Annotated in this window: 8 protein-coding genes; 2 read left to right on the plus strand and 6 right to left on the minus strand. The window is 68.8% G+C overall.

The genetic code is table 11. From position 1 onward, the window contains the following. Nucleotides 1-20: 20 nt before the first annotated feature. Complete coding sequence (locus tag CQ034_RS13645; protein ID WP_105711458.1) at nt 21-1,232, plus strand: MFS transporter; 1,212 nt, start codon at nt 21-23, stop codon at nt 1,230-1,232. 9 nt (nt 1,233-1,241) lie between these two features. Here CQ034_RS13645 and CQ034_RS13650 read toward each other — a convergent pair whose 3' ends face one another. The 3 genes from CQ034_RS13650 to CQ034_RS13660 are packed head-to-tail and all read right to left on the minus strand — an operon-like array spanning nt 1,242 to nt 4,775. Then, the gene (locus CQ034_RS13650) at nt 1,242-2,765 is read right to left on the minus strand and encodes an aldehyde dehydrogenase family protein (RefSeq protein WP_105711459.1); all 1,524 of its coding nucleotides are present in this window, start codon (nt 2,763-2,765) and stop codon (nt 1,242-1,244) included. 12 nt (nt 2,766-2,777) lie between these two features. Then, nucleotides 2,778-3,404: a class II aldolase/adducin family protein gene (locus tag CQ034_RS13655; protein WP_105711460.1), complete on the minus strand. Its 627-nt coding sequence runs from the start codon at nt 3,402-3,404 to the stop codon at nt 2,778-2,780. Nucleotides 3,405-3,431: 27 nt separating this feature from the next. After that, nucleotides 3,432-4,775 (minus strand): MFS transporter, encoded by a 1,344-nt coding sequence (locus tag CQ034_RS13660; protein ID WP_219860797.1) that lies wholly within the window; start codon nt 4,773-4,775, stop codon nt 3,432-3,434. A 98-nt stretch (nt 4,776-4,873) separates the two neighbouring features. Here CQ034_RS13660 and CQ034_RS13665 point away from each other — a divergent pair, with 98 nt between their 5' ends. After that, nucleotides 4,874-5,785 carry a sugar-binding transcriptional regulator gene (locus tag CQ034_RS13665; protein WP_168380822.1) on the plus strand — a complete coding sequence of 304 codons (912 nt, stop codon included), beginning with the start codon at nt 4,874-4,876 and terminating at the stop codon, nt 5,783-5,785. Nucleotides 5,786-5,838: 53 nt separating this feature from the next. Here the strand turns inward: CQ034_RS13665 and CQ034_RS13670 are convergent, their stop codons facing one another. From CQ034_RS13670 to CQ034_RS13680, 3 genes are all read right to left on the minus strand, one after another. Next, entirely contained in the window at nt 5,839-6,849 is a 1,011-nt protein-coding gene (locus tag CQ034_RS13670; protein WP_105711463.1) for an NAD(P)-dependent oxidoreductase, read from the minus strand. A gap of 21 nt (nt 6,850-6,870) precedes the next feature. Beyond that, entirely contained in the window at nt 6,871-8,415 is a 1,545-nt protein-coding gene (locus CQ034_RS13675; protein ID WP_105711464.1) for an FGGY-family carbohydrate kinase, read from the minus strand. Between the two features lie 171 nt (nt 8,416-8,586). Further along, nucleotides 8,587-14,175: an LPXTG cell wall anchor domain-containing protein gene (locus CQ034_RS13680; protein ID WP_105711465.1), complete on the minus strand. Its 5,589-nt coding sequence runs from the start codon at nt 14,173-14,175 to the stop codon at nt 8,587-8,589.

Genomic DNA, 14,175 nt, shown 5'->3' on the forward strand with positions numbered 1-14,175 from the left:
TTTGAAACCAAAGGATTTATGTGGATCTCCGGAAGAAGACACTGCTGGCCGCCATCTGCGCCGTCGCCGTCGCGACGGTCTATGCCGCGCAGCCCGTGCTCGCGCAGATGGGGCGAGACCTTCAGCTGCCGACCGATGCGCTCGGCTGGCTGGTGTCGGTGGGGCAGCTGGGCTACCTCGTCGGGCTCGTCCTGCTCGTTCCCCTCGGCGACCGCTTCGACAGGCGGAGGCTGATCGCCCTCCATCTCGGCCTCGTGGCCGTCGGGATGCTCGCGGTCGCACTCGCTCCGGCCGCGGGCGTCGCGTTCGCCGGCCTCACACTCACGGGGATCTTCGCCGTCGTCGTGCAGACGACCGTGGCCTACGCCGCAGCGGTGTCGGATCCCGGCGAGCGCGGACGGAACCTGGGCTTCGTGACGTCGGGCGTGGTGGTCGGCATCCTCGGCTCGCGGCTGATCGCCGGCATGATGGCCGATCTCTGGGGGTGGCGCAGCATCTACGTCCTGCTCGCGGCGCTCTCCCTCCTGCTGGGGGCCGCAGCACTTCGACTGCTGCCCGTCGATGTGCGCCCGCCATCCCGCCACCACAGCGTCCTCGTCGGTGGCATCGGTCGGCTGCTCACCGAACCTGCCTTCCTCAGCCGGGGCGTGATCGCCTTCTTCCTCTTCGCGTCGTTCGGAACGCTCTGGAGCGGGATGGCGCTGCCCCTGTCGGACACGCCCTGGGAGCTCTCCGAGACGCAGATCGGGCTCTTCGGCCTCGCCGGCCTGACGGGTGCTCTGGGCGCCGTTCGCGCGGGCCACTGGGCTGACGGCGGTAAGGCGAATCGTGTGACCGGTCTGGCCCTCGTCGCACTCGTCGCCTCTTGGGTGCTGATCGCACAGCTCCCGTGGTCACTTATGCTGCTGATCGTCGGCATCGTCGTGCTCGACTTCGCCGTTCAGGCCGTGCACGTCAGCAACCAGCACACTCTCACCACGCTGCATCCGGATCGAGTCTCCACGACCATCGGCGGGTACATGATCTTCTACTCGCTGGGATCTGCCGTCGGCGCCGTCACCACGACCGTCTCCTTCAGCGCGTGGGGATGGGCCGGATCGTCGATCCTGGGTGCGGTGTTCGCCGCCGCGGCACTCGTCGCGTGGGGTCTCGGACTTCCCTTCGTCCGGAAGCCCCGGAGTGGCGAGCCGGACTCGGCACGCCACTCCGGCCCGATCACGCAGCGGGGATGATCGGCGACATCAGTGCGCCAGGTTGGTCCAGACCGTGCGCGTCTCCAGGTACGACTCAAGGTTGGCGTGGCCCATGTCCCTGCCGTATCCCGACATCTTGAATCCGCCGAAGGGGGCGGCCGCATCGGTCGCGCCGTACATGTTGATGTAGACGGTTCCCGCCTGCAGGAGCGCTGCGAGTCGATTCGCCTTGCCGATGTCGCGCGTCCAGATCCCCGCGGCGAGGCCGTAGGGCGAGTCGTTCGCCCGGCGTGCGATCTCATCGATGTCGTCGAAGGGCTGCGCCACCACGACGGGGCCGAAGATCTCCTCGCGCACGGCGGTGAAGGTATCGTCCACGTCGGTCAGCACGGTCGGACGGATGTAGAAGCCCCCGGGGATCGCGGCATCGGGGAAGGCGGATCCTCCCGCGGCGACCGTGGCCCCCTGCTCCTGAGCGCCGTCGATGTAGCCGAGCACGCGCTCGTGCTGACGGGTGGAGATGACCGGCCCGATCTGCGCCGACGGGTCGAAGCCATGGCCGACCGTCATCGACGAGGCGATGTCGGCGAGCCGACCGACCACGTCGTCGTACGAGCGCTTCTGCACGTACAGCCGCGAGCCCGCCGCACAGGCCTGACCGGCGTTGAAGAAGATCGCGCTGGCCGCAGCGGCCGCCGCCTCTTCGACCGGGCTGTCGTCGAAGATGATGTTCGGGCTCTTGCCGCCGAGCTCCAGTGTCACTCGCTTCACCATCGGGGCAGCGCGCTGCGCGATGCGCGTGCCCACAGCAGTAGATCCGGTGAAGGCCACCTTGTCGACGTCGGGGTGGTCGACGAGCGCCTCGCCGGCCTCGGCACCGTATCCGGTGAGGATGTTGAGGACGCCCTTCGGCATGCCCGCTTCGAGCGCGAGCTGCCCGAGGCGCAGCAGAGACAGCGGGGTGTTCTCGGCGGGCTTCATGACGATCGTGCAGCCCGCGGCGAGCGCGGGAGCGATCTTCCACACACCCATGAGCAGCGGGTAGTTCCAGGGCACGATCTGCGCGACGACTCCGACCGGGACCCGCTCGGTGCGCACCATCGCATCCGTCACGGACACGGGGATCGTGTTGCCCTCGATCTTCGACGGCCAGCCGCCGAAGTACTCGAAGTGGTTGATCGCAAGCGGCAGATCGACGCTCGCGGCGGCACCCTTGAGCTTGCCTCCGTCGAGCACCTCGAGCTCCACGAACTCGTCGGCGCGCTCCTCGAGCATGCGGGCGAGACGCAGGATGATCCGTCCGCGATCGAGCGCGCTCATCTTCCGCCAGGGCGCATCCGGTGCGAAGGCCCGACGCGCAGCCTGCACCGCGCGGTCGGCGTCCACCGCATCCGCCGCCGCCGACCGGGCGATGACGGCACCGGTGCCCGGGTCGACGATGTCGATGGCGCGTCCGGAGTGGGCTTCGACGAGCTCTCCGTCGATGAGCAGGCGAGGAGGCTGGGCGAGGAAGCGCTTCGTCGCCTCGCTGATGTCGGGATCGATGCTGATGTGCGTGGGGACGGTCGTCATCGCGGCTCCTGTTCAGGCGTGGTGCAGGGCGGCGAGCGCCTCGGCGGGGAAGGCGGACTCGGTGTCGCCGAGGAGCAGCGCGCGGTAGGTCGCGGTGGCCGCCTCCTCGAGGTTGAGCGCGCGGCGGAAGGCCATGCTCACGGAGTCGCCGAGGGCGGAGCAGCCGTGGTGGCCCATGATGATGCAGTCGTGATGTGCGGCCTGCTCGGCGGCGGAGTCGGCGAGCTCATCCGATCCGTTCGGGTAGTACGGAGTGGTCCCGACCGAGCGCACGTAGTAGGCGTGGTCGAGGGTGATCAGTCGCACGTCGTGACCCAGGGCGTTCAGGAGCACCGCGTGCTGCGGGTGCACATGCACCACGGCGTTGACGTCGGACCGTGTGGCGTAGCTGCGCTGGTGCAGCTTCCACTCGCTCGACGGGCTCGGGGAGCCGCTGATCACCTCACCCGACAGGCTCATGACCGAGAAGTCCTCGGGCGTGAGCCTGTCGAGCCAGGTGCCGGAGCCGGTGACCACGAAGGTGTCCTCATCGATGCGCGCCGAGATGTTGCCTCCGGAGGCGAGGGCGAGCCCGCGGGCGACGATGTCGACGCCGAGGGCCGAGAGTTCTTCGATGAGTGATTCCACACGCGTGGTCATGGGTGACTCCTTGTCAGGGTGGGGGATTCAGGCGGCGACGGCGCTCGGGGCGGGGTTCGCCGAGACGACGTCATCCGCCTCCTTGGGCGCCTTCAGCAGGAACGTCAGGCCGAAGCCGACGAGGTAGAGCACGGCGATGATCCAGACGGTGCCCTCGACGCCGATGGGTGCGGCGAGGCCCGCGATGACCGGCCCGATGAACTGGCTGAGGCCGGCGCCGAGGTTCAGGATGGCGACCGCGGCAGCCTTGTTCTTGGGGGCGAGCAGCGGGACGATAGCCGACAGCGGCACGAACATGCCGAGGGCCAGGCCGTAGACGATGGCGATCGCGATCGTGACCAAGAAGTTGGGTCCGATCAGGGTGGGCACGTAGAAGAGGGCGAGCACGGTGACGAAGCATCCGATGCCACCGGCCCAGGCGACCACGTTCACGCGACCGATCCAGTCGGCGAGGTAGCCGGAGAGGAGGTTCGCGGCCACGTTCGCGGCGAGCATCGTGCCCCAGATGATCTGCCACTGCGCCAGGTCGAAGCCCACGTCGCGGACCATGTAGGTCGTGAGGAACACGACGAACGCATAGAAGGAGAGCGTGTTGATGATGCGGATCACGCCGCCGACGCCGACCTTCGGGTTGGTCGCGACGATGGTGAGGGAGCTGACGACACCCTTCACGCTGCTGGCGACGGTGACCTTCTTGGTCACGGGATTGCGCAGCAGCACGAGCACCATCACTCCGCCGACGACCACGAAGGCGAGCGCCATCCACAGCGTCGCGAGCTCGCCGATGATCGGGATGACGGCCCCGGCGAAGTAGGAGCTGAGCACGCCGAGTCCGAGCGTGGAGAAGAACCAGTACCAGCCGACGGCGCGACCCATCACCTGCTCGTCGGTGTCGATCGTGACCCAGACCAGGAACCCGTAGGCGAACATCGGGTAGCCGAGCCCGCGGATCCCGAAGGCGAGGAGCATGATCTCGAAGTTGCCGGCCATGACGCCGAACACGAGGAAGAGCACCTCGAAGACGACCCAGATGCCGAAGCCGAGCATCATGACGCGCTTGGGGCCCCAGGCTTCGGCCAGGGCGCCGCTCAACCAGGCGGCCACCGCGACGACGATGCCGTAGACCGACCAGAGGAGAGCGATCTGACCGCCGTCGAAGCCGCGCTCGTCGAGGTACGGCGAGAGGAAGCCGGCCTCGATGCCGTCGCCGATCATGAAGATCGTCAGGGCGACGAAGCCCCAGGCGATGGGCCGCGAGATGCCCTGAGAGCTGAGGAGGCGCGCGAAGCGGCCCTCGGCGGGAGGTGATGCGGGGGTGACCATGGGTGTCTCCTCGTTGAGCGCGTAGAGATTTCGGGATGTGGTGTACATTTGTTCAGCATCGTGAACGAATGCCCATGGACATCTTGGGCACGTGCCGCGGAATTGTCAAGCAGGACCGGAGGAGTCGGCGTGGGAGGATGTTCAGCATGCTGATGGGTCGCGTGGCGCGCATGTACTACGAACTGGGGCTCACGCACCAGGAGATCGCCGACGCACTCGGCCTGTCCCGCGTCCGCGTCACGAGACTGCTCGCCGAGGCCCGCGACAGCGGCATGGTCGAGATCATCGTGCACGTCGAGGAGTCGCTGTTCGCCGCCGAGGAGCAGGCGCTGCTCAGCCGCTACGGACTGCGCCAGGCCTGGATCGCCCCGAGCGTGGACGACCCCGCGAAGGCGTCCCGCGCGATGGCGACGGTCGGCGCCGAAGCGCTCGCGAGCGTCATCGACAAGGACACCACGGTCGCCATGGGTCTCTCCACGGCGGTCGCCGCGGTGGTCGATGCCTTCCCGGCCCGCTCGCTCGGGGCGCGTTTCGTGCCGCTCACCGGATCGAGCAGCGGTCTCGCGAACGGCGCCAACCCGCACGAGCTGACCCTCGCCCTGGCCCGCCGCACCGACGGCTCGGCCTTCCACCTCCCCGCCCCCCTGGTCGCCGCGACACCTCAGGCCGCGGAGAGCGCGTACGCCGACCCTGGAGTGCGCGACGTGCTCGCTCGGGCGGCCGAGGCCAGCACCCTGATCGCGGGCATCGGCAGCACGCACGACAGCCGCGGACTGCTCTTCGGGTCGCTGAGCGAGCGTGAACGAGCCGCGCTCCACGAAGCCGGAGCGATCGGCGACATCGGCGGGCGCTTCTTCGATGCGAACGGCGCCCCGGTCCGCGGCGAGCTCGACTCGCGCGTCGTCGGGCTCGACCTCGATCAGCTTCGCGCCATCCCGCACCGCCTCGCGATCGCGGCGGGCGCGGCGAAGCTCGATGCCGTGCGCACCGCGCTCTCGAGCGGCATGGTGAACATGCTCGTCACCGACTCGAACACCGTCACGGCGCTGCTCGACTGACGCGCTGAGGAACGGACCGCGCGACGCACGATCCGCTCCCCGCGTTCAGACGCTCAGCCGACGGCGGCGAGAGCCTTCTCGTTCGCGGTTCCGGGAACGCGCTGCCCGGCGAGCCAGCCCCGCAGCGCCGCCGCAGCGATGCGCGAGTGCTCGACGATGACGTCATCCGAGGCGCCCGCGATGTGCGGCGTCAGCGTGACGTTGTCGAAGGTGAAGAGCTCGTGATCCTGCGGGAGCGGCTCCTGGTAGTAGACGTCGAAGCCGGCGCCGGCGATCCGGCCGTCGCGCAGGACGGCCATCAGTGCCTCCTCATCGATGATCGCGGCGCGGCCGGCGTTGATCAGATAGGCGTCCGGGCGGAGGAGCGCGAGCTCGCGCTCACCGAGAAGCCCCTCGGTCTCGGGCATCAGCGGCACGTGCACGGTGACGATGTCGGAGGTCGAGAGCACCTCGTCGAGGGGCACGACGCTGGCCTCGTCGCCGAACGCATCGGGGGCGAGGAACGGGTCGTACACCTTGACGGTCATGCCGAATCCGCGGGCACGGGTGACCATCCGACGGCCGATCGCGCCGCCGCCCAGGATGCCGAGCGTGCGCCCACCGAGCCCGATCGAGCGGAAGACCTCGTAGGGCTCGAACACGTCGTCCTCGGTCCAGTTGCCGGCACGCAGCCAGCGCTCCGACTGGCTCACCTTGCGCACGGTGGCCAGGAGCAGGGCGAAGCTCAGATCGGCCGTGACCTCGGCGTTGCGGCCGGGGGTCGTGAAGACGGGGATACCGCGGGCCGTGCAGGCGTCGAGGTCGACGTTCGCCGGCTTGGCACGGCAGGAGACGACGGCCTTGAGTTCGGGCGCCTTTGCGAGCGCGCTCTCGTCGACCACGTCGAGCTCGGCGATGACGACATCCGCTGCGGCGAGCGCGTCGTCGACTCCACGGTCGGCGAGGGATCCGCCGTCCATGGTCGGGTCGATCAGGGTGACGTCGAAGGCGTCGGCGAGGGAATCGGCGATGCCGGCGTCGAACGGAGCGGTGATGAGCACCTTCGGGCGGGACGTTTCAGTCATGTGTCTTCTTTCAGGTGGTGGTCAGTGAGCCGAGGACTCGGGAGCGGGATGCTGCTCGGCGCTCTCGCGGAGGCGGCGGAGTCCGCCCCAGTGCGGGCGCAGAGCATCGCGCGTCGCGAGGAAGAGCGCATACGCGTCGTCGTACAGCGCGGTGCGGGCGGCGTCCGGAGAGAAGGTCGTGGTCGACGGCGTCAGTCGGCGCGACGCGTCGTGCAGGTCGTCAGCCAGGCCGACCGCGGCCATCGCGAGCATGGCGACGCCGCGGGCGCCCACCTCCGGTTGGTCTTGACGCACGATGTCGCGAGCCAGGACGTCGGCCAGGATCGTGCACAGGAGGTCGGAATCGGAGCCTCCTCCGCAGACGAGCAGGGGGCCTTCCAGCCCCAGCGCGTCGGTGGACTCGCGCAGGCTGAAGGCCAGGCCCTCGTAGACGCTCCGCAGCAGCTGACCCGGTGTCGTGGTGACGCTCATCCCGAGCCAGGATGCCGAGGCGTCGGGGGCGAAGAACGGAGCTCGCTCGCCACTCGGGGCGCCGTAGGGGAGGTAGATCACGCCCCCGCTGCCCGGCGCGACCGCAACGGCCTGCTTCTCGACGACGACCCAGTCCTCGTCCGCGAGGCCGAGCGTGGCGCGCACCCAGTCGAGGTTGGGGGTGCCGGTCATCGGGGCCATGGACTCCAGAACCTGGGTCCCTCGACCGGTGGCGAGCACGATGCTCGATTCGCTGCGCACGTCGGCACGCGAGGCGTGGTTGATGCCGACAAGGCTCGTCGTGCCGAGGATGGCGTAGCCACGGCCGTCGTCGAGCACGCCGAGTCCGATGCCGGCAGCCGCGGTGTCGACGACTCCGACGACGACGGGCAGCCCCTCGGGGAGCCCCAGCGCCGCTGCCGCTCGCGGCTCGAGCCGGCCGGCGATCTGCTGCGGATCGAGCACCTCCGGCAGGTATTCGCGCACGTGCTCCTGTCCGAGTGCGGGGAACAGCTCTTCGGCGTACGCCCCCGTCGCGGTGTCGAGGTAGGTGCGCGAGGCCTCGCTGGGATCGGTCGCACGGCGACCGGTGAGCTTGAAGCGCAGCCAGTCCTTGCAGTTCAGCTGCGTCGTGACGCGCTCCCGCAGGGTCGGATCCGCCGCCATCAGCTCGTCGACGAGGATCGGCAGCGCACCGGAGAAGAGAGGAGAGCCGGTGGCCTGGTGCACGGCCGCCGCGCGTCCGTCATCCAGCCAGTCATCGAGGCGTTCGTGAGCCCGCCCGTCGAGCCAGAGGGCTGCGGGACCGACGGGCCGACCGTCGGCATCCACCAGCCAGGCGCCGTCGCCCTGGCCGGTCACACCGATCGCGACGATCTCCGCGTCGCCGATGTCATCGACCACGGCAGCGATCGTGGACGCTGCGGCATCCCAGATGTGGTTCATGTCGGCTTCGGCGCGCCCGTCTTCGGCCCGCTGCACGCGCACGCTCGAACGGGAGACGCTCGCGATGCGACCGTCGAGGTCGAAGGCGACGGTCTTCACCGATGTGGTGCCGGCGTCGACGCCGAGGATGATGCGAGTGCGGCTCTGCACACTGAACTCCGAACAATAGTGCGGGCTGGTGATCTATTGTTCAGTATAGCTCGGTGTCGGGGGAGCGCAACGGTGGGTCGTCGGCCGGGCCGCGGACACGGGGGCACCCCCCGGGCACACGCAAACCCGGGTGTCGGCCGGAAGGCGGGCACCCGGGTTCGCGGCGCTGACCTACTCGATCGCCTGACGTCGGCGGCGGATCGCCACCAGGAGCCCGCCCGCGAGGAGCAGAACGACACCGGCAGCCAGTGCGCCGACGGCCACCTGGCCACCGGTCACCGCGAGTGGATCCGGCTCACCCAGCGGATGCGTGGTGCACAGGCCGTTCCCCTCGACGCAGATCGGTTCCTCGCCGGTCACCGCGATCACGTTGCCGAGGCTGTGGTTCCCCTGATCGGCCCACGGCTGCACCGTGACCACGTATGTCACGGTGGCCGTGCTTCCGGATGCGACCGAGCCCGTGATGCGGATGGTCCGCCCCTCGACCGCCGTGGCCAGCGCCTCCGTCGACGCCTGGGGTCCGCGGGTCAGTGTCGCATCGTCGAGGACATCGGTCAGGTGATCGGTGTAGTCCACGTCTGCACCCGCCGCATCCGGGTCGGTCGAGACGTTGCGGAACGTCACGGTGTACTCCACCTGCTGCCCTTCCTCCACCTCGGTCCCCGACGCGGGGTCGGCCGACTTCACGACCACCACGCTGCTGACGTGATCCACGGTGCAGTCGGGGAACTCCTCGCCCTCGGCGACGACGCACTCGGCCGGTGGGGCCGCGTCGGGGTCGAGGAGGTAGTTCGACAGGCGGTCGTCGCCGCGCTCACCGTCCGGGTTGACCGTCGCCTGGTAGGTGACGGTCACGGCATCTCCGGGTTCGAGCGAGCCGGTGATCCCGAAACGCCCGTCGACGATCCCGGAGACGGCGAGCGCGGCATCCGAGCTCACCGGATCCGACGTGACGGTCGCATCATCGAGGACGGTCGTGAGATCGTCCTCGCGGTCGACCGTGACGGGCCCGGTGCCCACGCTCTCGAAGTGCAGCGTGTAGGTCACGACCTGCCCGGGCACGACCGTGCCTCCGGAGGCCGGGTCGACCGTCTTCCAGTCGCGCAGCTCGCCGATGAAGTGGTCGGTGCCGGGCGGCACGAACGGGTCGCAGTCGGGGTCGCCGTCGGCGCACACGTACGGCGGGGCGTCCGGGGTGAGGACATTGGCGAGGATGTTGTCGCCGCGGTCGCCGTCCGGCAGCACCGTCACCTGGTAGGTCACCGTGACGACGGTGCCGGCGGGAAGCGAGCCCTCGATGCGGATCTGCTCCGCGTCCGCATCGAATATCGGCGTGATGCCGGCGACATCCGCGGTCGGGCCTGCTGTGAGCGCGGCATCGTCGAGCACCTGCGACATGTCATCCGACGATGCCACGTCGCCGGCGCCCTGGCCGCTGTTGGTGAACGTCAGCGTGTAGGTGACGATCTGGCCCGCCTCCACGGTCGTCCCGGCGACCGGGTCCGATGACTTCTCGGGAGTGATCCGTGGCAGATCGATGTCCACCGGCGGGGTCACCGGGTCGCAGGCCACATCCGGCGCGCACACCGGCGTGGCCGTGTTGACCAGATCCGTATCTCCAGCGTTCGTCACGGTCACGGAGTAGGAGATCGACACCGATTCGCCGACGGCGACCGGACCCGACCAGGCGAGCACCGAACCCTCCAGGGTCGGAGCCGGCACCAGCGACTCATCTGACGCCACCGCTGCGGCGTCGCCGTTGTACGAGGCGTCGTCGATCACATCGATCAGATCGTCCGTGAAGCCCGCCGGGACGAACGACGTGTACGCGCTCTCCCCGTCGTTGGTCACGGTGACCGTGTACGTCACGACATCACCGGTCCGCACGCCCGCCGTCGCATCCGCGTCCTTCTCTACCGAGAAGTGGCGGATCGGATTCGATGTGTCCGGGCATTCTTCTGCACCGCACGAGCCGTCCGGGTTCTGCAGGACGTTCGCGAGGACATGGTTCTCCTGATCGGCGAACGCGCTCACCGTCACCGAATAGGTGACCGTGTACGTCGCTCCAGCGGGGATCGATCCGGTGACCACCAGATCGGTTCCCTGCAGTTCTGCGGTCAGCGCCGCGTTCGATGGCGTGATCGAGCCCGCGACCAGCGCCGCGTCGTCCAGCACGTCGGACAGGTCGTCGACCTTGTCCACCGTCGATGCCGCAGCCCCCACACTCTCGAACGTCAGGGTGTAGGTCACGACCTGCCCGACATCCACAGCTGTGCCGGACTCCGGGTCCACGGTCTTGTCCACCGCGAGCTGGCCGACCGGGTGCTCCGTGCTCGGCGGCACGAACGGGTCGCAGTCCGGGTCGGTGTCGCCGCACACGTAGGGCGGCACATCCGGGGTGACGACGTTGGTGAGGATGTTGTCGCCGCGCTCACCGTCCGCCAGCACGGTCACCTGATACGTCACGGTCACCGTCGCCGCGGCGGGGAGCGACCCCTCGATGCGGATCTCGCCCGTGCCCGCGTCGAACGTGGCCGTGATGCCCGCGAGATCGGCCGTCGGGCCGGTCGTGACCTCCGCGTCGTCGAGCACCTCCGACACATCATCGGTCGAGGCGACGTCACCCGCGGCCTGGCCGCTGTTGGTGAACGTCAGCGAGTACGTGATCACGTCACCGGCGACCACACCCGAGCCCGAAACGGGATCGGATGACTTCTCGGGGGTGATGCGCGGCAGGTCGATGTCCACCGGCGGCGTCACCGGGTCGCAGATCACGCCCGGTGCGCACACGGGCGTCGCCGCATTGATCAGGTCGGCGTCGCCGGCGTTCGTCACGGTCACCGAGTACGTGACCGATACGGATTCGCCCGCCACGATCGGCCCCGACCACGCGAGAACCGCGCCGGTCACCGTGGGAGTCGGCACCGTCGAACCGTCCGACGCCACCGCGACCGCATCGCCGTTGTAGGACGCGTCGTCGAGCACATCGGTCAGGTCATCCGTGAAACCCGCCGGTTCGGTCGCCGTGTAGTCACCCTCACCGTCGTTCGTGACCGTGACCGTGTACGTCACGACATCATCGGTCTGCACAGCCGTGGTCGCATCCGCGTCCTTCTCGACGACGAAATGACGGATCGGGTTCGACGTCTCCGGACAGCCTTCGACATCGCAGGAGCCATCCGGATTCTGCACGATGTTCGCAAGAAGGTGGTTCTCCTGATCCGCGAACGCATCCACCGTCACCGAATACGACACGGTGTACGTCTCCCCGACCGCGACGGAGCCCGTGACGATCAGGTCGGTGCCCTGGAGTTCCGCCGTCAGCCCGGGGTTCGACGTTGTGATCGACCCCGCCACCAGCTCCGCGTCGTCGAGCACGTCGGACAGGTCGTCGACCTTGTCCACCGCCGCCGCGGCCTCGCCGACGCTCTCGAACGACAGCGTGTAGGTCACGACCTGCCCCGCGTCGACCGCGGTGCCCGACTCCGGGTCCACCGTCTTGTCGATCACGAGTTCTGCCGCCGGGATGCGCACGCTCGCGCAGTCGTCCTGTCCTGCTGCCGTCTCGTCCGTCGGGATGCAGACGAGGTTGTAGAGGACGTTGTCGCCCGCGGCGGAGTCGTACGTCGCCGTGTACGTGATGGTGACACTCTCGCCGGCGGCGAGGGGGCCGACCCAGGTGAGTTCGTCTCCGACCAGCTCCGCGGAGCCGTCGGTCGGCGAGGTGATCCCGCCGAACGTCGCGTCGTCGAGAACGGCACTGAGATCGTCGGTCACGCGGGCCGGCTCGGCGGCCGTGTAGGCGCCGGGTCCCGTGTTCGTGGCCGTGATCGTGTATTCGACCACCCCGCCGTCCGCCGGCAGTTCGGTGGTGTCGGCAGCCTTGGTGACCGCCAGCTTCGGCAGCAGGAACTCCGCCTCGGCGCAGGCGATCCCCGTGGCCGGGTCGACGCCATCGCCGTTCGGAGGGTTGCACGCCGGGGTCGGAGTGTCAGGCGTACCGCTGAACACCACGTTCCGCGCGAGGCCGTCGCCTCCGGCTGCGACCGTCGCCGTGTAGGTGAGCTCCACGCTCTGACCCACCGCGAGCGGGCCGGTCCAGGTCAGATCGGGAGCCGCGTAGGCGATGGTCCCCGGCATCGTCGCGGTGGCGTCGTCGTTGTAGGCGGCGTCGTCGAGGACAGCGGTCAGATCATCGGTGACGACGGCCGGGTTCGCCGCGGTGTACGGTTCCTCGCCGGTGTTGGTCGCGGTGATGGTGTATTCCACATCGTCGCCCGGGCGGGTGTCGACGGTCGCGTCGGAGGTCTTCGTCAGCGTCAGGCAGTTGCCGAGGGAAGACGCCTGCGCGCTCACGTCGATGTCGCTGTAGGTCCAGTTGTCGATGGCTGCGAAGTTTCCCCACTGGTTCGCGCCGGTGGACGCCCACCCATGGACGAAGCCGGCGCTGCTCAGACCGGCGAGATTGACGAGGGGAGGGCTCGTGCTCGACTTGGGGCCGGTACCCGACAGGGGCACCTCCGTGTCATCCCAATAGATGGTGTCGTTTCCGACACTCGAACCGACGATCTGCGTGATGCGGATGCCGCCGGGCAGAACCTCGACGTCACCGAGCACGAAGTGGATCTCGTCCGTCTTCTCGATGGCGACCTCGAAGTTCACCGTCGTGCAGACGTCGACGAGCGTGCCGGCGGAATCACGGCCATCCCACGGAGCGCTCACGGTGCCGTCCGTTCCCGACTGGGGGAGAGCGATGTCCAAAGGATCCGTGTACGACCCGTTGCCGTCGACATCGACCCGGACGACATAGTTGCCCGTGAAGTTGTTCAGCTCGTACTCGAGCGCTCCGGCGTGCGAGAGGGCGTTGGTCCGCGAGTAGGCGGTGCCTCCGAAGCTCGGAGGGGAGTAGTCGGGATTGACGAACTCTTCGCCGTCGGCCGACGTGGCGAATCCGGGAAGATCGGCTGCCGGCGGCTCGAAGAAGAGGTTGTAACCGGGGCCGCACTCCGGCCCAGGACCCTGATGTTCCGGCGAGTTGCTCGTCTGCGCGAGCGATCGGTAGGCGGGCGTGCAGAGCGCGGGATCGAGCACGTTCCCGAAGGCATCGCTGTTGAAGCTCCATCCACCACCGTTGAAGACGGGCATCTCCACCGTGTACTGCGTGCCGTTCTCCGACACGACCCAGAAGCCGAGGTCGGAATTGGCGAAGACGGTGCCCGACCCCGGTGTGAGGGAGCTGTACGCGCGGTACTGCTTGGACCACACCCGACCTTCAATCGGCGCGCCGCCGCTGGAGAGCACGGTGATGTCCCACCGCGATTCGTTTCCCGAGCCCGGAGGCCAGTTGGCGGTCACGGCGCCGAGACCCTCCGTCTCGAGGAGCCACACCCCCGTCGGTCCGGTCATCCCGGCCGGAACGGTGCAGGTCGTTCCGGTCGGAGCAGCCGGAGCAAGGTCACACGTCCAGCGCACGGCGCCGGAGGGGTCCGTGAGACTGAACGTCTGGCCTCGCGCGGCGTCGAAGAGGTTGAGGATGAACTCCCCCGTCACGGTCTCGCCAGCGGCGGCGTAGACGTAGAAGGTGTTCTCTCCGATGAGCACCGTGTTCGGTGCATTCGACTCGGCCTGCGCTGGTGTGGCACCGAGCGGCGCCAGCGCTCCCAGCACACCGACGGTGAGGGCGACGGCCGCGGCGGCGAAGCGGCTCCTCAGAGAGTGCGGGTTCTGCCGGGCGCGCCTGCTGCGGGACTTGTCGGTCAT

The organism is Microbacterium sp. MYb45 (genome assembly GCF_002979655.1).
Taxonomy (GTDB): Bacteria; Actinomycetota; Actinomycetes; order Actinomycetales; family Microbacteriaceae; genus Microbacterium.